The sequence below is a fragment of the Actinomadura sp. SCN-SB genome, assembly GCF_043906805.1.
Classification (GTDB): Bacteria; Actinomycetota; Actinomycetes; order Streptosporangiales; family Streptosporangiaceae; genus Spirillospora.
This window is the reverse complement of the sequence record NZ_JBIMPP010000012.1, coordinates 141,232-162,048: the sequence shown is the minus strand read 5'-3', so window position 1 is coordinate 162,048 and position 20,817 is coordinate 141,232. Positions and strand designations below refer to the sequence as shown.

Below are 20,817 nucleotides of genomic sequence, written 5' to 3'. Positions count from 1 at the left end.
AGGCGGATGGGGCGGTCGCGGGGCAGTTCTTCGAGGGTGTCGAGCATTCTGGGCAGGCGCAGGAAGGTGGCGTTGCCGGTGAGGGCGACGCGGACGGGTCCGGCGCCGTCGTCGGTGACCTCCAGGTCGACGTGGGAGGTTTCCCAGGCGGTTTTCACCACGGCGAGCAGGAGGCCGAGCAGGACGCCTTCGAAGAGGTTGAGGGTGAGGACGGCGGTGGCGGTGGAGACCAGGATGACCGCTTCGCCGCGGTGCCGCCGCCAGAGGGCGGGTAGCTGCCCGGTGGGCAGGAGTTTCCATCCGGCGTGGAGGAGGACGGCGGCCAGGGCGGGCAGGGGGATGTGGCCGAGGGCGGCGGGGGCGGCCGCGGCGAACAGCAGGAGCCAGGCGCCGTGCATGATGCGGGCGGCCTTGGTGCGGGCGCCGGCCTGGACGTTGGCGGCGCTGCGGACGATGACGGCGGTCATGGGCAGGGCGCCCAGTGCGCCGCAGACGGTGTTGCCGGCGCCTTGGGCGAGCAGTTCTCTGTCGTAGTCGGTGCGGGGGCCGTGGTGCATGCGGTCGACGGCGGCGGCGCTGAAGAGGGTTTCGGCGGAGGCGATGAGCGCGATCGCGGCAATGGTGCCGAGGGCGGCGGTGTCGGCGAGGGCGGTGAGCCCGTCGGTTCCGGGCGGGTGGATGGCGTCGAGCAGTCCTTGTACTCGGAGGCGCTGGACGGGCAGGCCGAGCAGGGGGACGGCGGCGGTGGCCAGGGCGACGGCGGCCAGCGGCGCGGGGATGCCGCGGATGGGGCGGGGCAGGCGGGGCCAGGCGGCCAGCAGGGCGAGGGTGGCGGCGCCGAGCGCGGCGGAGGCGGCGAGGGCGGGCAGTGCTCCGGGGGGCGCGTGGGTGCCGGTGAGGAGCCCGGGCAGCCCGGCGATCTTGCCGGGTCCGGTTTCGGGTGCGGTGACCCCGGCCATGGCGTACAGCTGCCCGGCGATGATGGTCAGGCCGATCCCGGCGAGCATGCCTTCGACGACGGCGATGGAGATGGCGCGGAAGCAGCGTCCCAGCCGCAGCGCGCCCAGCAGCAGTTGCAGCAGCCCGGCGGCGAGGACCAGCATGCCGAGGGCGGGCAGGCCGTGGCGGTGGACGGCCTCGTAGACCAGCACGGTCATGCCGGCGGCGGGGCCGCTGACCTGGAGGCTGCTGCCGGGCAGGGCGCCGGCGACCAGGCCGCCGACGATGCCGGTGATGAGGCCGAGTTCGGCGGGGACGCCGGAGGCGACGGCGACGCCGGCGCACAGCGGCAGCGCGACGAGGAACACCACGAGGGAGGCGGCCAGGTCGGCGCGCCAGGCGGGCCCGCCCGTGCCGGGCGGGGCGGCGGAGGTGCCCGTCATGATCGTCCTCCGGGGGTCACAGGGGCCCGAAGGCGCCGGTGGCGGGACGGTGGGCCAGCACGGCGCCGGTGTCGACCTCGTAGAGCCAGCCGTGCAGGGCGATGCGGCCGCGGGCGAGGCGTTCGGCGACGCAGGGGTAGCCGCGGAGGCGGTCCAGCTGGGCGAGGACGTGGCGGCGCACCGAGTCCTGCCGCTGTTCCTGCCGCTGCTCGTGCCGTTCTTTGCGGTGTTTGCGTTCCTTGGCGTGTTCCTTGGCGTGTTCCTTGGCGTGTTCCTTGGCGTGTTCCTTGGTGTGGTCTTTGTGGGTGTCGCTGGCGGGGTCGCCGGCGGCGGGGTGGGTGAGCCAGCGGCGCAGGGCGGGGACGGTGGGCAGGGGGTCGCGGCGGGTGAGGGCGGTGACGGCGGCGCAGTGGGAGTGGCCGAACACCACGATGTCGGCCACGCCCAGGGCGTTGACGGCGAATTCGATGGTGGCGGTCTCCCCGGCGGGCCGGTCCAGGTCGTAGCGGGGGACGATGCCGCCGGCGGTGCGCAGCTCGAACAGCTCGCCGGGACGGGCCCCGGTGATCAGGGACGGCATCACGCGGGAGTCGGAGCAGCTGATGAACAGTGCCAGCGGCGCCTGCCCGCGGGCCAGGGAGGCCAGGTGGCGGCCGTCGGCGGCCATGCGGGCGCGGAAGGAGCGGGCGTGTTCGACGAACGAGCGCATGCGGGATCCTCCAGGGTGCGGCCGCCCTCCGGGGCGGGCACGGGGTAGGGGCGTGAGGGCCTAGGGGCGGCTCCGCGGCCTCTTGCGGGTCCGGTCGCGCGGCCGGTCGGCGCGGCATCGGCGGGCGCCGTCGTCGTCGGGGACGTGCGGCGGCCGTCGGTGCCGTGCGGATGGGCCGGTGACGCGGGTGTGCCGGGTGTGGTGCCCGTGCGGGGGCGGCGCCGGAGTCAGCAGCGGAGCACCTGGAGCAGGGCGATGGCGGTGGCCGTGTCCCGTGCGCGTGGCTGGGGTGGCCGGCCGTCGTGGCCGGGCGGGCGCGCGGCGGCGGCGGTACGGGCGCCGGGGCAGCGCTGCGCGGGGTGGTCGGCGGTCTTCACCAGGCGCGTGCCGGGGGTGGCGCAGCGCAGCCGGACCTGGGTGTGCCCGCCGCCTTCGCGTTCGCGGGGGCGTTCGTCCTCGCCGCAGGGGCCCGCGTAGAGGTCGGGGGCGATGCCCGCGGCGGCGGTGAAGGCGGCGAGGGCGGGACGGGCGTCGACGGCCGTGCCGGTGCCGGTGAAGGTGGCGGTGGCGGGATGGGGGTCGAGGGAGGGGAAGGCGGGGCCGGTGTCGGCGCCGCCGGGGACGGCGGAGCCGAGGACGAGCAGCAGGAGGCCGCTCAGCAGGGGCAGCAGGATCGGGACGGGGGCGGCGGGGCGCCGCGCGGCGTCCCGCCGCCTGCCCGTGGTGAAGCCCACGTGCGCACCCCCGTGTCGTCGCATGCCGCCTGTGTGGCGTTCCTGTGGCGTACTGGTGTGGCGTACTGGTGTGGTGTTCCGGTCACCCGGGGTGATCGCGCGCGGGCGCGCGTGTCCCGCCCGGGGGACAATGATTTTCGTTTGACAACGATAGGGCGCGGAACGTTACGGCGGCGTTACTTTACGTGCAAGCGGGGGTGAACTAACCGCCGGGTCAGGCGCGGGTCAGGCGTGCTCGGCGTCCAGTTCGACGGGCTGGGCGATGACGTCGACCATGGCGCCGTTGCGCAGGACGGTGATGGGCAGGGGGCGTCCGATCGCGTCGGCGAACATCAGGCGCTGCAGGCTCTGGGCGTGGCTGACGGGGGCGCCGCCGGCGGTGAGGACCAGGTCGCCGCGGCGCAGCCCGGCCCGGTCGGCGGGACTGCCGGCGACGACCTCGGCGACGCGCAGCGCCTCGTCCTGCCCCAGGCGGGTGCGCAGGGACGCGGGGAGGGGGACGGGGGCGGCGACCACGCCGAGGAAGGCGCGGCGGACCCGGCCGTCGCGCATCAGCGTGCCGATGATGCGGCGGGTGGTGGCGTTGATCGGGACGGCCAGGCCGACGCCGATGCCGGCGACGGCGGTGTTGACGCCGACGACGTGGCCGCGGGAGTCGGCCAGGGCGCCGCCGGAGTTGCCGGGGTTGAGGGCGGCGTCGGTCTGGATGACGTCCTCGATGACGCGGGCGGCGTTGCCGCTGCGGGTGGGCAGTGAGCGGCCCAGGGCGCTGACGACGCCGGCGGTGACCGATCCGGCCAGGCCGAGGGGGTTGCCGACGGCGACGACGAGCTGGCCGGTGACGAGCCGGTCGCTGTCGCCGAGGGTGACGGGGCCGGGGGTGGCGCCGTCGGCGCGGACCACGGCCAGGTCCGACAGGGGGTCGGTGCCGACCACGGTGAAGGAGGTGGTGGTGCCGTCGGCGAAGGACGCCTGCCCGTCGCGGGCGCGGCCGACGACGTGGGCGTTGGTGAGCAGGAACCCGTCGGCGGTGAACACCACCGCCGATCCGGCGCCCTCGCGCCCGCCGTGGCGGACGCGCAGCCCGGCGACGCGGGGGGTGAGCTCGGCGGCGACGGCCGACACCACGCGGGAGTAGGCGTCCAGCGGCTCGGCGGGGTCGGGGCGAGGGTCGGGTCGAGAGTCCATCCGTACCTCCGTTGATTACATGGTTACACGACAACACCGGGGGGTGAAGGACGGTTCCCGCTGTCCGCCGTCAGCGGACAGCGGGGGACGCAAGCGGGCGTTCACGGGCGGGGGGCCGCGGCCCTTAGGGTCGGGGGCATGGCGATTCCGGGGCGGCGGGAGCCCGTCGTGGTCGAGCGCGGCGCGGGCGCCGGCGGCGAGCTGGTGCTGCGCCGCGCGCACGACGGGCACTACGAGATCATCAGCAACGGGGTGTTCCTCATGGACACCCGCAACGGGGAGTCCGAGCGGCTGCTGGTGCGCGCGGCCGCGGCGGGGCTGGCGGCGCCGGCGCGGATGCTGATCGGCGGGCTGGGCGTGGGGTTCTCGCTGGCCGAGGCGCTGCGGCTGCCGCAGGTGGCCGAGGTGACGGTGGTGGAGCGCGAGCCCGCCGTGATCGCCTGGCACGGCCCGGGCGGCCCGCTGGCGCCCTTCTCGCGCGACGCCCTGTCCGATCCCCGCGTCCGGGTGGTGCGCGCCGACCTGGTCGGCTGGCCGGCCTCGGCGGGCCAGGACGGCGGGGACAGCGGGTTCGACGTGGTGTGCCTGGACATCGACAACGGGCCGGAGTGGACGGTCACGCCGGGCAACGCGCGCCTGTACGGGCGCGACGGGCTGCGGATGCTGGCCGGGCTGCTGACCGCGCGGGGCGTGCTGGCGGTGTGGAGCGCGGGCGCCGCGCCCGCCTTCGAGGACCTGCTGCGGGAACGGTTCGCGCACGTGGAGGCGCTGCCGGTGCCGGTGCCGCGCGGCGAGCCCGACATGGTGTACCTGGCCCGCGCCCGCGCGCCCCGCTGATGTGGCGGACGCCTCACGGCGATCCCCCGAGGTGGGTTTGAACGGGTTCAACTCTGCCGTAGGGTGGCTTGCGTGAACCTGGCCGTGAGCGCGTCCGACCGCCTGGTCGCCCGCACCGTCCCCATCGACGACCCCGGCGACCTGATCGCCCGCCTGCCGCACCCGGCCGCGCTGGCCTGGGTCCGGCACGGGGAGGGCATCGTCGGCTGGGGCGAGGCCGCCCGCGTCGACCTGCCCGGCGGCCCCGACCGGTTCGACGTGGCCGCGCGGTGGCTGCGCGACCGGTTCGGCGCCGCCTCCATCGACGACGAAGTAGGCGTGCCCGGGTCGGGTCCCGTCGCGTTCGGCGGGTTCGGATTCGACCCCAAGTCCCCCGACTCGGTGCTGATCGTGCCACGGCGGATCCTGGGCCGCCGCGGCGGCCGCGCCTGGCTCACCACCATCGGCGAGGACCCCGGCCCCCCGGCGCTGCCACGCCCGCCACGCCCGCCGGGACGGCTGACCTGGAGCGACGGCGCCCTGAACGCACCGGCCTGGCAGGGCGCCGTGGCCGCCGCCGTCGACCGCATCCGCGGCGGCCACCTCGGCAAGGTGGTGCTGGCCCGCGACCTGTACGCGCACGCCCCCGAGCCCATCGACGCCCGCGTCCTGCTGGCCCGCCTGGCCGCGCGGTTCCCCGGCTGCTACACCTACTCCTGCGCCGGGCTGGTCGGCGCCACCCCCGAGCTGCTGATCCGCCGCACCGGCGGCGAGGTCGCCTCCCTGGTCCTGGCCGGCACCACCGCGCGCGGCACCTCACCCGACGACGACGCACGCCGCGCCGCCCGCCTGTCGTCCTCGCCCAAGGACCTGGAAGAGCACGCCTACGCCGCCGAGATGGTCCGCGACGCCCTGGCGCCGCTGTGCTCCCAGCTGACCGTCCCCGACCGGCCGCAGCTGCTCACCCTGCCCAACGTGATGCACCTGGCCTCCCCCGTCCGCGGCCGCCTCGACCGGGAACGCTCCGTCCTGGACGTCCTGGCCGCCCTGCACCCCACCCCCGCCGTGTGCGGCACCCCCACCGGCACCGCCCTCCACCTCATCCGCGAGCTGGAGGGCATGGACCGCGGCCGCTACGCCGGCCCCGTGGGATGGGTGGACGCCCGCGGCGACGGCGAATGGGGCATCGCGCTGCGCTGCGCCCAGCTCGAGGGCACCCGCGCCCGCCTGTTCGCCGGGTGCGGCATCGTCGCCGACTCCGACCCCGCCGCCGAGCTCGCCGAGGCCCAGACCAAGTTCCGCGCCATGCAGTACGCCCTCCAGGGCTGACCGAGCCCACCGGCCGGCCGAGCCGAGTCGGCCGAGCCGAGTCGGCCGAGGGGCCTGACCGGGGACCGGACGAAAACTGACACGCCCCGCAAGGCCACCCCGGCCACCAAGCCCGCCGCCGATCTGGGATCATGACGGACGGTGACCCCGACTCACCCGCCCATGTCGCCAATGAAGGAAGACCCGTGGACGTCGAACGCACCGCGCTGCCCGGCATCGGCCTGCAGCACGTCCTCACCACCGCACGCGGCCGCCAGATCGCGGTGATCTCCCACCGCACCGGCCGCAAGGACCTGGTCATCTACGACCGGGAGGACCCCGACAGCTGCGTGGCCACCGTCAAGCTGTCCACCGAGGAGGCCAACGCCATCGCCGAGCTGCTCGGCACAGGCCGCGTCGTCGAACGCCTCAACGACCTGCACCGCCAGGTCGAGGGCCTGGTCACCGAGCAGTACCCGATCGCGCCCGGCTCCCCCTACGACGGCCGCACCCTCGCCGACACCCAGGCCCGCACCCGCACCGGCGCCTCCATCGTCGCCGTCGTCCGCGGCGGCCAGGTCATCGCCAGCCCCCGGCCCGACTTCACCTTCGCCGCCGGCGACATCGTCGTGGTCGTCGGCACCGGCGAAGGAACCGCCGGCGTCGCCTCGATCCTCGCCAACGGATGACCCGCCCCCCGACACGACCGGCGACCGGCCCGCAGGTGACCGGCCGGCGCGCCCGCGGCCCGCGCACGACGCGCCGATGAACGACGGGGGACCATGGACACCGCCGTACAACTGATCGAACTGGGCGCGATCATCCTCGCGCTCGGCCTCCTCGGCGCCGTCTCCACCCGCTTCTCCATCTCCCCCATCCCCCTCTACCTGCTGGCCGGCCTCGCCTTCGGCTCCGGCGGCATCCTCCACCTGGGCGCCAGCGAGGACTTCGTCGCCATCGGCGCCGAAGTCGGCGTCATCCTCCTGCTGTTCACCCTCGGCCTGGAGTACACCGCCGACGAACTGGTCACCACCCTGCGCACCGCCGCCCCCACCGGCCTGATCGACCTGGTCCTCAACGCCGCCCCCGGCGCCATCGCCGCCCTCCTGCTCGGCTGGGGACCCGTCGCCGCCCTCGTCCTGGGCGGCGTCACCTACGTCACCTCCTCCGGCATCACCGCCAAGGTCCTCGGCGACCTGGACTGGGTCGGCAACCGCGAAACCCCCGCCGTCCTGTCGGTCCTGGTCTTCGAAGACCTCACCATGGCCGCCTACCTGCCCATCCTCACCGCCGTCCTCGGCGGCGCCTCCCTGGCCCGCGGCGCCACCACCCTCGGCATCGCCGCCCTCACCATCGCCGTCATCCTCTACATCGCCCTGCGCCACGGCGCCCTGGTCGAACGCTTCGTCGCCAGCCCCAGCGAAGAGGTCCTGCTACTGAAGGTCCTCGGCCTCACCGTCCTGGTCGCCGGCATCGCCCAGCAACTCCAGGTCTCCGCCGCCGTCGGCGCCTTCCTCGTCGGCATCGCCCTGTCCGGCCCCATCGCCCACACCGCCCAGAAGATCCTCAGCCCCCTGCGCGACCTGTTCGCCGCCGTCTTCTTCGTCTTCTTCGGCCTGCACACCGACCCCGCCCAGCTCCCACCCGTCATCGGCGTCGCCGCACTGCTCGCCCTGGCCGGCATCGCCACCAAACTGGCCACCGGCTGGTACGCCGCCCGCCGCGCCCACGTCGGCCCCACCGGGCGGCTCCGCGCCGGCGCCGCCCTCCTCCCCCGCGGCGAATTCAACATCGTCATCGCCGGCCTCGCCGTCTCCGCCGGCACCACCCCCCGCCTCGGCCCCCTCGCCGCCGCCTACGTCCTCATCCTCGCCACCACCGGCCCCCTGCTCGCCCGCACCGCCGAACCCCTCGCCCGCGCCCTCCACGGCAAACGCGCCGCCCGCCCCCGCACCCACGACGAAGACCCCGACGAACCCAACGCCGGACGCACCGCGCCACCCCACCACGCCCGCACCGTCGCCGCCCCCATCTCCCACGAGCACATCGACGGCCACGACGGCGACCAGCCCCCCGGCGGCCCACCCCGCTGACCCGCGCCGCCGACCCGCGCCGCCGACCCGCGCCGCTCCCCCGCTTACCCCTCGTGCCCTTCCGACGGCTGGCACACCGGGCACCAGAACAGATTCCGCCCCGCCAGCACCGCCGTCCGCACCCCATGCCCGCACACCAGGCACGGCAACCCCGCCCGCCGGTACACGTACACCTCACCACCATGATCATCCACCCGCGGCGGACGCCCCATCGCCTCCGGCGTGTGCTCAGGACGCACCGTATCGATCCGCCCCGTCCGCACCCCCTCCGCCATCAAGACCACCAGGTCATCCCAGATCGCCTCCCACCGGCGCCGCCCCAGCGCACGCCCCTGCACCCCCGGATGCACCCCCTGCCGGAACAGCACCTCCGCCCGGTAGATGTTCCCCGGCCCCGCCACCACCGACTGATCCAGCAACAACACCCCCACACACGTCCGCGTCCGCGCGATCCGCCGCCACGCCACCTCCGGATCGGCATCCGCCCGCAACGGATCGGCCCCCAACCGATCCCGCAGCACCTTCACCTCACCCCGATCCAGCACCTCGCACACGTTCGGCCCTCGCAGATCCGCCCACCCCGCCTCACCCACCAGCCGCAACCGCACCGCACCCGTCGGCGCCGGAGCCACCCCCGCACCCATCCCATACGTCCCGTAAATCCCCAGATGGACGTGCAGCACCCGATCCCCATCGAACCCCACCAGCAGATGCTTGCCATGCGCGTCGGCGTCCACCACCACCCGCCCATCCAGCAACCGCGCCCCCGCCGCGAACCGCCCCTGCGGACTGGACGCCCCCACCCGCCAGCCACCGAACAACCGCCGATGCTCGGCGGCCAGACGATGAATCGTGTGTCCCTCAGGCATAGCCGATCAGCATAGAGCCGACCACCCCCTCACGACCGGGCAACCGACCCCACATCACTCAAATGCCGCAACGCCTCCCGGTACGAAGCCACCAGCCCCGTCTCCACATACGCCAACCCCACCCGCTCACAATGCTCCCGCACCAACGGCTGCAACCTCCGCAAATTCGGCCGCGCCACACTCGGGAACAGATGATGCTCCACCTGATAGTTCAACCCGCCCAACAGGTAATCGGTCACCACACCACCACGCACATTCCGCGACGTCAGCACCTGCCGCCGCAGATGATCCCACCGCTCACCCTCCCCCGGCATCGCCATCCCCTTGTGATTGGGCGCGAACGCACACCCCAAATGCACCCCGAACAACCCCTGATGCACCGCCATCAACACCACGGCCTTCCCCGGCGACAGCAACCCGAACGCCAACACCCCATACCCCACCACATGCGCCGCCATCAGCGACCCCTCCAGCAGCCGCGCACGCCACGGCAACCGCCGCAGATCCAACGCACTGCTCACCTTCAAATTCAGCCCCTCCAGCAGCAACAACGGGAAGAACAACCACGCCTGCCGCCGCGCCATCCACCCCCCCACACCACCACGCCGCGCCGCCGCCTGCCGCTGCGTCCACACGAACACGCCCTCCCCCACATCAGGATCCTTACCGACATGGTTCGGATTGGCGTGATGCCGATTGTGCTTGTCGTTCCACCACCCGTACCCCATCCCCAACATCACGTTCCCCAGCACATACCCCAACCACCGATTCACCCGATGCGACCTGGCGATCTGCCGATGACCCGCGTCATGCCCCAAAAACCCCGTCCGCGCCGACAACACCGCCAGCGGAACCCCCAGCAACACCACCCACCACGACGCCCCCGCCCACGCCACAGCAGCCCACACCGCCACCGTCCCCACCACATTCAAACCCACCGCCCGCACGTAATAGCCCCGGCGCCGCTCCAGCAACCCCGCCCCACGCACCCGACGCGCCAACGGCCCGAAATCACTCCCACCCGAACGGCCCCCCGCACGCGACCCCGGTCCCACCAGCGTCGTCACACTCATCCATGGCCTCCTATCAGCGCAAACGCGCCGACCAGGCGCGCACTCGAACGCTAAAGGCCACCAAGCCGCCACAGCGCCCCGCCACGGAGCCATCTCCACCCTGGCTCCCAGGTCTCATACACCCGGCATATAAGGTCAGAAGCCATGAACGCGCGCTCACGATGGATCGATCTCAACGGGGCGTCCAACGTCCGCGACCTCGGCGGACTCCCCACCACAGACGGCCGCACCACCCGCCGCGGCCGAGTACTGCGCTCCGACAACCTCCAGCAGCTCACCCTCGCCGACATCCGCACCCTGCTGGACGACTACCGCCTCAAGAACGTCATCGACCTGCGCAGCGACGCCGAAATCCACCTCGAAGGACCCGGCCCCCTCACCCGCATCCCCGCCATCACCATCCACCGCCTCTCCCTCTTCCCCGAAGGCGGCCGCAACACCGACGTCGCCGCCGACACCCCCGACACCGGCACCCCCCAGAAGATCGACGGCGACAAGGTCCTCCCCTGGCAGAACCGCGCCGACACCGCCACCGCCGAAGACCGCTCCATCAGCCACTACCTCGGCTACCTGCGCGACCGCGCCGACTCCATCGTCGCCGCCCTCCGCGTCATGACCCGCACCGGCGGCGCCTCCATCGTCCACTGCGCCGCGGGCAAGGACCGCACCGGCGTCGTCTGCGCCATCGCCCTGGAGACCGCCGGCGTCACCCGCGAGGCGATCGTCGCCGACTACGCCCAGACCGGCGAGCGCATCGAGGCCATCCTCGCCCGCCTGCGCGCCAGCGACACCTACGCCGCCGACCTGGACTCCCGTCCCGCCGACAGCCACGTGCCGCACGCCGCCATCATGGAGAAGTTCCTGGCCAGGGTCGACGAGGAGCACGGCGGCGTGGCCGGCTGGCTGGCCCAGCACGGCTGGTCCCCCGAGGACACCCACGCTCTGCGGGCCCGCTTCCTCGATTGAGCTTTTCTCCGGGGTTTTGTTGGAGCGGTCCAATAGGATGGGCGGTCGCATCGCCCGGCACCTTTACATTGTAAGTTGAAAGTTGAATTACCTTGGCCGTCCCCGGAGGATGAGGGCCGGCTCAGGCGTTCAGGGTGGCCAGGACGGCGTGGTAGGCGGCCTTGCGCAGGTCGGCGTGCAGGGCGGCGTTGGCCTCCCGGTCGGTGCGGGCCTCCACGATCCGCAGCCCCTCCCCCGCCATCGCCTTGGGCAGGTCGGCGGCCGACTCCAGCAGCCGGTACGGCAGGCCGTGCGCGGCGGCGACCGAGGCCAGGTCCACCTGGTGGGGGGTGCCGAAGACCCGCTCGAACGGGGCGCGCAGCGCCGCCTGCGGCAGCAGCGAGAAGATCCCGCCGCCCCGGTTGTTGACCACGATCAGCGCCAGGTCGGGACGGCGGTCGCCGGGCCCGATGATCAGGCCGTTCTGGTCGTGCAGGAACGCCAGGTCGCCCAGCAGCGCGTACGCGCGCCCGCTGTGCACCAGGGCCGCGCCGATCGCGGTGGACACCAGCCCGTCGATGCCGCTGGCGCCGCGGTTGGCGATGATCCGGACGCCGCGGCGGGGACGCATCACCTGGTCCAGGTCCCGGATGGGCATGCTGGCGGCGGCCAGCAGCAGCGACCCGCCGGGCAGCCCGGCCACCAGGTCGCGGGCCAGCCTCGGCTCGGTCACCTCCGGCGCGGCGTCCAGGACGGCGTCCACGGCGGCGGTGGCGGCCCGGTCGGCCGCCCGCCAGGAGTTGAGCCAGGAGTCGTCGCCCGACACCACGGGGATCTCCACGTCCTGGGCGACCTGGGTGGCCGACCGCACCGGGTCGGGCCAGCGGGCCAGGCCGCGCGACAGCACGATGTGCTCCTCGGCGCGCCTGAGAAGCGACAGCAGCGGCCGTGACAGCCCGGGCTTGCCCAGGGTCACCACCACCTCCGGGCGGTGCCGCTCGACGAACTCGGGGATGCCCAGCAGGAAATGGTGCGAGGACAGGGCGTGGTCGCCGTAGCGGGCGTTGCCGCTGGGCTCGGCCAGCACGGGCCAGCCCGCCATGGAGGCCGCCGCCACGTACCGCTTGACGTTGCCGGCGCCGTCGCCGACGACCAGCACGCCGCGCCGGGTCGGCGGAACGTGCAGCACCGACCCGGGCGTGGCCGCGCGGACCTTGGTCCAGGACCCGGTGGCGTCACCGTCCAGCGGCTCGCACCAGTCGTGGTCGCCGTCGGGCACCAGCGGCTCGCGGAAGGCGGCGTTCAGATGCACCGGGCCGGGCTCGGGCGCCTGCGCCAGCCCCCAGGCGCGGCTGACCAGCGACCGCCAGTAGGCCACCATGCCCGGGCGGTTCTCCGGCACGCCGATCTCGCAGCTCCAGCGCGCCGCCGTCCCGTACAGCTTGACCTGGTCGATGGTCTGGTTGGCGCCGGTGTCGCGCAGCTCGGGCGGCCGGTCGGCGGTGAGCACGATCAGCGGGACGCCCGACTCGTGCGCCTCGATGACGGCCGGGTGGAAGTTGGCGGCGGCCGTGCCCGAGGTGCACACCAGCGCGACCGGGCGCCCGGACCGCTTGGCCATGCCCAGGGCCAGGAACGAGGCCGACCGCTCGTCGATCCGCACGTGCATGCGGACCCGCCCGGCCTCCTCGGCGGCGTGCAGGGCCAGCGCCAGCGGCGCCGACCGGGACCCCGGGGCCAGCACGGCCTCGGTCATGCCGCAGCGCAGCAGCTCATCCACCAGCACGGTGGCCAGCGCGGTGGCCGGGTTCATCGGCCCACGGCTCCGATCGGCCACGCCGTCCCGCCGGCGGCGTCCAGGACGGCGGCGGCCCGCTCCATCCGCGCCCGCCACCGCCGCGCCGTCTCCTCCCCGGGGTGGACGCGGCGCAGCGCGTCCTGGTCGGGCTCGGGGCGGCGGACGGGGATCGCGCCGTCCACCGGGCGCAGCGGATCGGCCACGACGTCGTCCTCCAGCAGCGGCAGGGTGCCCAGCCCGCACGCGAACGGCAGCTCGGGCAGCGCGGCGGCCAGCGCCGCCCCGGCGGCCAGCCCGACGGAGGTCTCCACGGCGCTGGAGACCACCACCGGCAGCCCGCACGCCTCGGCGACCCGCAGCGCGGCCCGCACCCCGCCCAGCGGCTGCACCTTGATCACCGCGATGTCGGCGGCCTCGGCGGCGCGCACCCGCAGCGGGTCCTCGGCGCGGCGGATCGACTCGTCGGCGGCGATCGGCACGTCCACCAGCCTGCGCACCCGCGCCAGCTCCTCCAGCGTCGCGCAGGGCTGCTCGACGTACTCCAGGTCGAACCGGTCCAGGGCGCGGATCACGCGGGCGGCGGTGCCGGGATCCCAGGCGCCGTTGGCGTCCACCCGCACCCGCCCGGACGGGCCGAGGGCGTCGCGGACGGCCTCGACGCGGGCGATGTCGTCGGCCTCGTCCTGGCCCCGCTCGGCCACCTTGACCTTGGCGGTGCGGCAGCCCGACGCCGCCGCCATCGCGTGCGCCTCCTCCGGGCCCACGGCGGGGATGGTCGCGTTCACCGGGATCCGGGTGCGCACCGGCGCGGGCCAGCCGTCCTCGGCGGCCTCCCGGGCGGCGGCCAGCCAGCGGGCGCATTCGGCGGGTCCGTACTCGGCGAACGGGGAGAACTCCCCCCAGCCGGCCGGTCCGTGGACGAGCACGCCCTCGCGCCGCGTGACGCCACGGAACCGTGTCCGCATCGGGATGGAGTAGACCCGCACCCGCTGACCCCCTGCCTCGCCCCTGGGAACCGTACCCGCTTAGTAATACCAGGGGAAACGCGACCAATCGGGGTCGCGCTTGTCCAGGAAGGAGTCGCGGCCCTCGGCGGCCTCCTCGGTGCCGTAGGCCAGCCGGGTCGCCTCCCCGGCGAACACCTGCTGCCCCACCAGGCCGTCGTCGATGAGGTTGAAGGCGTACTTGAGCATCCGCTGCGCGGTCGGGCTCTTGCCGTTGACCTTCCGCGCCCACTCCAGGCCGGCGCGTTCCAGCTCGGCGTGCGGGACGACCGCGTTGACCATGCCCATCCGGTGCGCGTCCTCGGCGCTGTAGGTCTCGCCCAGGAAGAAGATCTCCCGGGCGAACTTCTGCCCGACCTGACGCGCCAGGTACGCCGAGCCGAACCCGCCGTCGAAGCTGGCCACGTCGGCGTCGGTCTGCTTGAACCGGGCGTGCTCGCGGCTGGCCAGGGTCAGGTCGCACACCACGTGCAGGCTGTGCCCGCCGCCGGCGGCCCAGCCCGGCACCAGGCAGATCACGACCTTGCCCATGAAACGGATGAGCCGCTGCACCTCCAGGATGTGCAGCCGTCCCGCGCGGGCCGGGTCGATGGTCTCCGAGGTCTCCCCCTCGGCGTACTTGTAGCCGTCCTTGCCGCGGATGCGCTGGTCGCCGCCCGAGCAGAAGGCCCACCCGCCGTCGCGCGGCGAGGGCCCGTTGCCGGTCAGCAGCACGCACCCGACGTCGCTGGACATCCGCGCGTGGTCCAGCGCCCGGTACAGCTCGTCCACCGTGTGCGGGCGGAAGGCGTTGCGCACCTCGGGACGGTCGAAGGCGATCCGCACCGTTCCCTGGTCCACGGCCCGGTGGTAGGTGATGTCGGTGAAGTCGAAGCCCTCGACTTCCTTCCACGCGCCGGGGTCGAACAGCTCCGAAACCATGGGGCTGGGATTCCTCTCCGTTGGGGCAGGTCCCCATTCAACCGCGCCCCGAATCGAACACGTTCAGTGGGGTGCCCTAGGCTGGCCGGACCATGGACAGTCCGCGCCAAGCCCGCCTGCTCGCCGCGCTCCTCCCGCCCGGGCCGCGCCTGTCGGAGCTGCTGGCCGCCGCGCTGGAGGGCACCGGACCCGCGATCTGCCCGATCGCCCCCGACCTGCCCCGCCCCGCCCTGCGTGCCCTCCTGGACGCCCTGGCGCCCGACGCCATCGAGACCCCCGACGGCGTCCACCCCCACACCGGCGCGCCCGGCGCACCGGTCGCCGACGGCACCGCCCTGCTGATCGCCACCTCCGGCTCCACCGGCACACCCAAGATCGTCGAGCTGGCGGGGGACGCGCTGCGGCACTCGGCGCGCGCGACCCTGGCCAGGGTCGGCGCGGGCCCCGGCGAGCGGTGGCTGTGCTGCCTGCCGCCCAGCCACATCTCCGGCGCCCAGATCCTGGTGCGGTCCCTGCTGGCCGGCACCGAACCGGTGATCATGCCGCGCCTGGACCCCGGGGCCGTGGCCGCCTCCGGCGCCGCGCACCTGTCGGTCGTCCCCACCCAACTGCGCCGCCTGCTGGACGCGGGCGCCGACCTGTCGGCCTTCCGCTCCATCCTGCTCGGCGGCGCGCCCGCCACCCCCGGTCTGCTGCGGGAGGCGCGGCGGCGCGGGGCACGGGTGTTCACCACCTACGGCATGAGCGAGACCTGCGGGGGCTGCGTCTACGACGGCGTCCCGCTGGAGGGGGTACGCGCCGAGGTCGGCGACGACGGCCGCATCCGCCTGGCCGGGCCGGTGCTGTTCACCGGCTACCGGGGACGCCCCGGCCTGACCGCCGCCGCCCTGCGGGACGGCTGGTTCCTCACCCAGGACCTGGGGGCGTTCGACGAGCGGGGCCGGCTGCGGGTGCGGGGCCGCGCCGACGACGTCATCAACACCGGCGGGGAGAAGGTCGTGGCGGGCGAGGTCGCCGCCGCGCTGGCCGGCCACCCGGGGGTGCGGGACGCGGTCGTGGTGGGACGGCCCGATCCCGAGTGGGGCGAGCGGGTCACCGCCGTCGTGGTCCCCGACGACCCCTCCCACGCGCCCGACCTGCCCGCGCTGCGCGCCTGGGTGCGCGAGACGCTGCCCGCCTACGCCGCCCCCCGCGAACTGGACGTGGTCGAGGCGATCCCCCTGCTGCCCTCGGGCAAGCCCGACCGCGAACGCCTGCGCCGCCCCTGACCCACGCGGCCGGCGCCGGCCCCCCGGGGGTTTCCAGGGGCGGGTGGGTGGCAGGTTGACAGTGCGGGCCGTCATCGGGAGCGCGCATGGCCGACCAGGAGCACGAGAGCAGGCTGACCGTCCTGCTGGCGTTCGGCGCCAACCTCGGCATCGCCGTCGCCAAGGTCGCCGCTGCGCTGATCACCGGGTCGGCGTCGCTGGCCGCCGAGGCCGCGCACTCGATCGCCGACACCTTCAACGAGGTGCTGCTGTTCGTCGGGCTGCGGCGCAGCGGCCGGCCCGCCGACCGCCGCCACCCCCTCGGCTACGGCCTGGAACGCTACATCTGGACGCTGCTGGTCGCCGTGGCGATCTTCGGGATGGGCGCGCTGTTCGCCTTCTACCAGGGCGCGGAGACCCTGCTGGGCCGCCGCGGCGGCGAGGTCGACCCGCTCGTCGGCTACCTGGTGCTGGGAGTGTCGGCGGTGCTGGAGGGCATCTCGTGGCGGCAGGCGTTCCGGCAGGTCCGCGCCGACGCCCGCGCCGAGGGGCTGCCGCTGGCCGCCTTCATCCGCCGTACCGACGAGCCCGCCTCCATCAGCGTGCTGCTGGAGGACACCGCCGCCCTCACCGGGCTGGCCGTGGCCTTCGCCGGGCTGAGCCTGCGCCACCTCACCGGGTCGGCGGTGTGGGACGGGATCGGCTCGCTGCTCATCGGCGTCCTGCTCACCGCGGTCGCGCTGGTGCTGGGCCGCATCAACCTGCACCTGCTGGTGGGGCGGCAGGCCGACCCGCGCCTGGTCGCCGACGTGCGGCGCCGCCTGGCCGCCGCCCCCGAGGTGGAGTGGGTCGCCGACATCCTCACCCTCACCGTGGGCACCGACCGGGTGCTGGTGTGCGCCCGCCTGGACTTCCGCGACGGCCTGACCTCCGCGGGGGTCGAGCACGCCACCGTCCGCATGGCGCGGGAGCTGCGCGCGGCGCACGAGGAGATCGACGAGGTGTTCCTGGAGGCGGTGCCCCGCGACGACCCCGAACTGCGCGCCCGCGTGATCGGCCGGTACGGGGACCGCTTCAGGGACCCACCCGGTGGCCCACCCGGTGGTCCTCCCGGTGGCGGGGACCGGCCCGGCCCGGGCAGGCCGTGACGCCGCCTGTGGTCTGCGTCACCGCGCAGGGCCTGGCGGGCCTGTCGAAGCACGAGGTCACATACGAGGTCAGCGCACGATATGGGACCCTTGTTACCGGCGTCTGGGAACAACCACGCGCCTTGGCGGCGTTCGGAATAAGTGCGCGCGAATCCATCGCACACAATCTTTGCGCCGCACCACACCACCGAAGGGAGGGGGGTGTCCCCATGCCGCGAACCGCCACGCCGAAGAGCGCTGAGACCCCGCTCGCGGAGGGCGTCGCGAGCCCTGCGCTCGCCGCCCTGCTGGAGCGTGGCCGCGCCCAAGGGCGCCTCTCGCTCGCCGAGGTGCGCCAGGCGTTCCAGGCCGCCGGGATCAGCCCGTCGCAGGGCCGTTCCATCCTGCGTGAGCTCTCCGAGGCCGGTATCGGGCTGGCCGGCGAGGACGAGGCGACCCGCACGGCCCCCCATCCCGCCGATCAGGCTCAGGCCGACCGGGCCCAGGCCGCGACGGCCGCGGCCGATGACGGCTCCTTCGAGGTCACCGAGGTCCCCCTCCCCACCGGGAACGCTCCCCAAGCCGACCCCGAGGCCGATGCTGAGGCGGACTCCGAGGCCGGTGCCAAGGCGGAGGCCGTGATCGCGGCCCAGGCCGCCCCCGAGGCCGAGGACGAGGCGGAGCCCGCCGACCTGGACGACCAGTCCACCGCCATGGGCGACTCCGTCCACACCTACCTCAAGGCCATCGGGCGCCGCCAGCTGCTGACCGCCGAGCAGGAGGTCGAGCTGGCCAAGCGCATCGAGGCCGGCCTGTACGCCGAGTACAAGCTGGAGAACCAGGCCGGGCTGTCCGCGCAGGACCGGGCCGACCTGGAATGGATCGCCGCCGACGGGCGCCGCGCCAAGGCGCACATGCTGGAGGCCAACCTGCGCCTGGTGGTGTCGGTCGCCAAGAAGTACTCCGACCGGGGGCTGTCGCTGCTGGACGTCGTCCAGGAGGGCAACCTGGGCCTGATCCGGGCCGTGGAGAAGTTCGACTACTCCAAGGGCTACAAGTTCTCCACCTACGCGATGTGGTGGATCCGGCAGGCGATCCAGCGGGGGTTCGCCGACTCGGCGCGCACCATCCGCCTGCCCGTCCACGTGCTGGAGATGCTGAGCAAGCTGTCGCGCGTGGAGCGGGACATGCACCAGCGGCTGGGCCGCGAGCCCACCCCCGAGGAGATCGCCGTCGAGCTGGACAAGAGCCCCGAGCAGGTCCGCGAGCTGCTGCGCACCAGCCGGCAGCCGATCAGCCTGGACTCCACCATCGGCGAGGACGGCGAGACCCGCATCGGCGACCTGATCGAGGACACCGACAGCCCGGAGGCGTCGGAGCTGGTGGACCGGCAGCTGATGGCCGACCAGCTGCGCCGCACCCTGGACATCCTGCCCCCGCGCGAGGCCAAGATCATGTCCATGCGGTTCGGGCTGTACGACGGCACGCCCCGCACGCTCGACGAGATCGGCAAGGCGCTCGGGCTGACCAGGGAGCGGATCCGGCAGCTGGAGAAGGAGTCGCTGTCCAAGCTGCGCCACCCCAGCAACGCCAGCCCCCTGCTCGACTTCGCCGTGTGAGCCGTTCCCCGGCTCCCGGCTAGTCGCCGCGGCGGAACTCCAGGACGGCCACGCCCATCAGCGCCACCCCCAACACCAGCACCAGCAGGATCTCCAGGCCGACGGGCACCTGCCAGCCGTTCCAGGTGACCCCCGGGTTGAAGGTGCGTTCCAGGTCCGGGGAGACCCGCAGATGGGCGAACACCGCCTGGCGCAGCGGATCGACCGCGTAGGTCAGCGGGTTGAGCCGGGTCAGCACGCTCAGCCACGCCGGCAGCCCGCCCAGCGGGTACAGCGCCCCGGACAGGAACATCATCGGCATCAGCGCCATCTGGATGATGCCGAAGAACGCCTGCATGCTGGGCACCCGCGCGGCCAGCATCACCCCGAAGCCGGTGAGCGCCAGCGCCCCCACGAACATCAGCCCCAGCAACTGGAGCAGCAGCAGCGGGTCGTAGGGGACGCCCGCCAGCCCCGCCAGCGCCAGGATCACCGAGCCCTGGGCGGTGGCCACCAGCGCGCCGCCCAGGCACTTGCCCACCACGATCGCGCTGCGGCTGACCGGGGCGACCAGCATCTCCCGCAGGAACCCGAACTCCCGGTCCCACACGATCGACCCGGCCGAGAACATCGCGGTGAACATCACCGACATCGCGCACACGCCCGGGAAGATGAACGTGCGCAGGTTCACCGCGCCCGCGGCGCCCGCGCCGCCGTTCATCAGGTTCGACAGGCCCGTGCCCAGCACCAGCAGCCACAGCACCGGCTGCACCAGGTTGGACACCATTCGGATCCGGTCCTGGGAGAAACGGATCAGCTCCCGGTGCAGCACGATCCGCACCGCGCGCAGGTCGTGCCGGAAGCTGCGCGGCGGCACCACGACCCGCGTCACCACCGGCACCGCGCCGGCCGCGCCCTCCGCCATGCCCCGCGCCGTGCCCGCCTTCTCCGCGCTCTCCGCGCTCGGGCCGCTCATCACCGTCCCCGCACGGCCAGGCGCATCCAGTCCTTGGACGACCCGCTCTCGGCGTCCCTGATGGTGCTGCCGGTGAAACTCATGAACACATCGTCCAGGGACGGCCGCGACACGCTCACCGATCGGATCGGCACCCCCAGCCCCTCGAACAACCGCGGAACGAACGCCTCACCCGACGGGACCGCGAAGGTCACCACGCCCTCGTCCACCCGCGCCCGCACCCCGAACCGCTCGGCCAGCGCGGCCATCGCCGCGGCGTCGTCGGCGGTGCGCAACCGCACCCGGTCCTCACCGATCCCCGCCTTGAGCGCCTCCGGGGTGTCCAGCGCCACGATCGTCCCCGAATCCATGATCGCGATACGGTCGCAGTACTCGGCCTCCTCCATGTAATGGGTGGTCATGAAGATCGTGATCCGCCCGGCCCGTTTCAGCTCCCGGATGTACTCCCAGATCGAGGCCCGCGTCTGCGGATCCAGCCCCACCGTCGGCTCGTCCAGGAACAGCACCCGCGGCGAGTGCAGCAACCCGCGGGCGATCTCCAGGCGGCGCCGCATCCCGCCCGAGTACTGCCGCACCCGGTCACGCCGCCGCTCCCACAACCCCACCATCTCCAGCACCTGCCGGATCCGGTCACCGATCACCGCGCGCGGCACCCCGTACAGCTCGGCGTGGAACCGCAGATTCTGCTCCCCGGTCAGATAGCCGTCCACCGTCGGATCCTGGAACACCAGCCCGATGTTGCGGCGCACATCGTCACGCCCGCTCACCACGTCGTGACCCGCAACCCGCGCCCGGCCCGCCGTCGGCCGCAGCAGCGTGCACAACATGTTGATCGTCGTGGACTTCCCCGCCCCGTTGGGCCCCAGGAAACCGAAGACCTCCCCCGGCTCCACGGCGAACTCGATCCCCCGCACGGCCTCGACCTCACCGAACCGCTTCACCAGCCCGTCGACCGCGACCGCCGGCTCCCCACCGCTCATGGCGCCTCCCGAGACTCCTGCCTCCACGGTAGGCGCCCCCGGGACCGCA

Annotated in this window: 19 protein-coding genes; 8 read left to right on the top strand and 11 right to left on the bottom strand. The window is 73.9% G+C overall.

All coding sequences use genetic code 11. From position 1 onward, the window contains the following. The 4 genes from ACGWYJ_RS11125 to ACGWYJ_RS11110 form a co-directional block, all read right to left on the bottom strand. Positions 1-1,382: SulP family inorganic anion transporter (locus ACGWYJ_RS11125; RefSeq protein ID WP_395105766.1), on the bottom strand; the 1,382-nt coding region annotated here is incomplete at its 3' end. Between the two features lie 16 nt (positions 1,383-1,398). Then, on the bottom strand, positions 1,399-2,091 hold the full coding sequence (locus tag ACGWYJ_RS11120) for a carbonic anhydrase (protein ID WP_395105764.1): 693 nt from the start codon (positions 2,089-2,091) through the stop codon (positions 1,399-1,401). A 227-nt stretch (positions 2,092-2,318) separates the two neighbouring features. Further along, complete coding sequence (locus tag ACGWYJ_RS11115; RefSeq protein WP_395105762.1) at positions 2,319-2,825, bottom strand: hypothetical protein; 507 nt, start codon at positions 2,823-2,825, stop codon at positions 2,319-2,321. Between the two features lie 225 nt (positions 2,826-3,050). Continuing rightward, the gene (locus ACGWYJ_RS11110; RefSeq protein ID WP_395105760.1) at positions 3,051-4,013 is read right to left on the bottom strand and encodes a S1C family serine protease; all 963 of its coding nucleotides are present in this window, start codon (positions 4,011-4,013) and stop codon (positions 3,051-3,053) included. Positions 4,014-4,151: 138 nt separating this feature from the next. Between ACGWYJ_RS11110 and ACGWYJ_RS11105 the strand changes: the two genes are divergently transcribed. The 4 genes from ACGWYJ_RS11105 (at position 4,152) to ACGWYJ_RS11090 (ending at position 8,230) form a co-directional block, all read left to right on the top strand. Beyond that, positions 4,152-4,850, top strand: coding sequence for a spermidine synthase (locus tag ACGWYJ_RS11105; RefSeq protein ID WP_395105759.1), 699 nt, complete (start codon positions 4,152-4,154; stop codon positions 4,848-4,850). Positions 4,851-4,922: 72 nt separating this feature from the next. Continuing rightward, a complete protein-coding gene (locus ACGWYJ_RS11100; protein ID WP_395105757.1) occupies positions 4,923-6,158 on the top strand; it encodes an isochorismate synthase MenF in 1,236 nt (411 codons plus the stop codon). 185 nt (positions 6,159-6,343) lie between these two features. Next, complete coding sequence (locus ACGWYJ_RS11095; protein WP_395105755.1) at positions 6,344-6,826, top strand: cation:proton antiporter regulatory subunit; 483 nt, start codon at positions 6,344-6,346, stop codon at positions 6,824-6,826. A 93-nt stretch (positions 6,827-6,919) separates the two neighbouring features. After that, on the top strand, positions 6,920-8,230 hold the full coding sequence (locus ACGWYJ_RS11090; RefSeq protein WP_395105754.1) for a cation:proton antiporter: 1,311 nt from the start codon (positions 6,920-6,922) through the stop codon (positions 8,228-8,230). 44 nt (positions 8,231-8,274) lie between these two features. Here ACGWYJ_RS11090 and ACGWYJ_RS11085 read toward each other — a convergent pair whose 3' ends face one another. After that, entirely contained in the window at positions 8,275-9,099 is an 825-nt protein-coding gene (locus ACGWYJ_RS11085) for an Fpg/Nei family DNA glycosylase (RefSeq protein ID WP_395105752.1), read from the bottom strand. A gap of 29 nt (positions 9,100-9,128) precedes the next feature. Further along, positions 9,129-10,073 carry a fatty acid desaturase family protein gene (locus ACGWYJ_RS11080; protein WP_395105751.1) on the bottom strand — a complete coding sequence of 315 codons (945 nt, stop codon included), beginning with the start codon at positions 10,071-10,073 and terminating at the stop codon, positions 9,129-9,131. 243 nt (positions 10,074-10,316) lie between these two features. Between ACGWYJ_RS11080 and ACGWYJ_RS11075 the strand changes: the two genes are divergently transcribed. Further along, entirely contained in the window at positions 10,317-11,138 is an 822-nt protein-coding gene (locus tag ACGWYJ_RS11075; RefSeq protein ID WP_395105749.1) for a tyrosine-protein phosphatase, read from the top strand. Positions 11,139-11,259: 121 nt separating this feature from the next. On the opposite strand, the gene menD is transcribed toward ACGWYJ_RS11075, so the two are convergent. Genes menD through ACGWYJ_RS11060 form a run of 3 tightly spaced genes read right to left on the bottom strand, consistent with a single transcriptional unit; the run spans position 11,260 to position 14,840 of the window. Further along, positions 11,260-12,930 carry a 2-succinyl-5-enolpyruvyl-6-hydroxy-3-cyclohexene-1-carboxylic-acid synthase gene (gene menD, locus ACGWYJ_RS11070; protein WP_395105747.1) on the bottom strand — a complete coding sequence of 557 codons (1,671 nt, stop codon included), beginning with the start codon at positions 12,928-12,930 and terminating at the stop codon, positions 11,260-11,262. Beyond that, a complete protein-coding gene (locus tag ACGWYJ_RS11065) occupies positions 12,927-13,901 on the bottom strand; it encodes an o-succinylbenzoate synthase (protein WP_395105745.1) in 975 nt (324 codons plus the stop codon). The genes menD and ACGWYJ_RS11065 overlap by 4 nt, the downstream gene beginning before the upstream one ends. Before the next feature lie 39 nt (positions 13,902-13,940). After that, on the bottom strand, positions 13,941-14,840 hold the full coding sequence (locus ACGWYJ_RS11060) for a 1,4-dihydroxy-2-naphthoyl-CoA synthase (protein WP_395105743.1): 900 nt from the start codon (positions 14,838-14,840) through the stop codon (positions 13,941-13,943). A gap of 92 nt (positions 14,841-14,932) precedes the next feature. On the opposite strand from ACGWYJ_RS11060, the gene ACGWYJ_RS11055 reads away from it, so the two are divergent. From ACGWYJ_RS11055 to ACGWYJ_RS11045, 3 genes are all read left to right on the top strand, one after another. Continuing rightward, positions 14,933-16,108 (top strand): class I adenylate-forming enzyme family protein, encoded by a 1,176-nt coding sequence (locus ACGWYJ_RS11055; protein ID WP_395105741.1) that lies wholly within the window; start codon positions 14,933-14,935, stop codon positions 16,106-16,108. 86 nt (positions 16,109-16,194) lie between these two features. Further along, a complete protein-coding gene (locus ACGWYJ_RS11050) occupies positions 16,195-17,235 on the top strand; it encodes a cation diffusion facilitator family transporter (protein ID WP_395105740.1) in 1,041 nt (346 codons plus the stop codon). A gap of 209 nt (positions 17,236-17,444) precedes the next feature. Then, complete coding sequence (locus ACGWYJ_RS11045; protein WP_395105738.1) at positions 17,445-18,833, top strand: RNA polymerase sigma factor; 1,389 nt, start codon at positions 17,445-17,447, stop codon at positions 18,831-18,833. A 19-nt stretch (positions 18,834-18,852) separates the two neighbouring features. Here ACGWYJ_RS11045 and ACGWYJ_RS11040 read toward each other — a convergent pair whose 3' ends face one another. Together ACGWYJ_RS11040 and ACGWYJ_RS11035 are read right to left on the bottom strand one after the other, a co-directional pair. Next, positions 18,853-19,788 carry an ABC transporter permease gene (locus tag ACGWYJ_RS11040; protein ID WP_395105737.1) on the bottom strand — a complete coding sequence of 312 codons (936 nt, stop codon included), beginning with the start codon at positions 19,786-19,788 and terminating at the stop codon, positions 18,853-18,855. Continuing rightward, entirely contained in the window at positions 19,788-20,768 is a 981-nt protein-coding gene (locus tag ACGWYJ_RS11035) for an ATP-binding cassette domain-containing protein (RefSeq protein ID WP_395105735.1), read from the bottom strand. The genes ACGWYJ_RS11040 and ACGWYJ_RS11035 overlap by 1 nt, the downstream gene beginning before the upstream one ends. Positions 20,769-20,817: the final 49 nt, after the last annotated feature.

Excerpts from the sequence above, each read along its gene's own strand:
- ACGWYJ_RS11120 (WP_395105764.1), bottom strand. The coding sequence starts at position 2,091 with ATGCGCTCGTTCGTCGAACACGCCCGCTCCTTCCGCGCCCGCATGGCC.
- ACGWYJ_RS11110 (WP_395105760.1), bottom strand. The coding sequence starts at position 4,013 with ATGGACTCTCGACCCGACCCTCGCCCCGACCCCGCCGAGCCGCTGGAC.
- ACGWYJ_RS11105 (WP_395105759.1), top strand. The coding sequence starts at position 4,152 with ATGGCGATTCCGGGGCGGCGGGAGCCCGTCGTGGTCGAGCGCGGCGCG.
- ACGWYJ_RS11090 (WP_395105754.1), top strand. The coding sequence starts at position 6,920 with ATGGACACCGCCGTACAACTGATCGAACTGGGCGCGATCATCCTCGCG.
- ACGWYJ_RS11085 (WP_395105752.1), bottom strand. The coding sequence starts at position 9,099 with ATGCCTGAGGGACACACGATTCATCGTCTGGCCGCCGAGCATCGGCGG.
- ACGWYJ_RS11075 (WP_395105749.1), top strand. The coding sequence starts at position 10,317 with ATGAACGCGCGCTCACGATGGATCGATCTCAACGGGGCGTCCAACGTC.
- menD (WP_395105747.1), bottom strand. The coding sequence starts at position 12,930 with ATGAACCCGGCCACCGCGCTGGCCACCGTGCTGGTGGATGAGCTGCTG.
- ACGWYJ_RS11060 (WP_395105743.1), bottom strand. The coding sequence starts at position 14,840 with ATGGTTTCGGAGCTGTTCGACCCCGGCGCGTGGAAGGAAGTCGAGGGC.
- ACGWYJ_RS11055 (WP_395105741.1), top strand. The coding sequence starts at position 14,933 with ATGGACAGTCCGCGCCAAGCCCGCCTGCTCGCCGCGCTCCTCCCGCCC.
- ACGWYJ_RS11050 (WP_395105740.1), top strand. The coding sequence starts at position 16,195 with ATGGCCGACCAGGAGCACGAGAGCAGGCTGACCGTCCTGCTGGCGTTC.
- ACGWYJ_RS11045 (WP_395105738.1), top strand. The coding sequence starts at position 17,445 with ATGCCGCGAACCGCCACGCCGAAGAGCGCTGAGACCCCGCTCGCGGAG.
- ACGWYJ_RS11040 (WP_395105737.1), bottom strand. The coding sequence starts at position 19,788 with ATGAGCGGCCCGAGCGCGGAGAGCGCGGAGAAGGCGGGCACGGCGCGG.
- ACGWYJ_RS11035 (WP_395105735.1), bottom strand. The coding sequence starts at position 20,768 with ATGAGCGGTGGGGAGCCGGCGGTCGCGGTCGACGGGCTGGTGAAGCGG.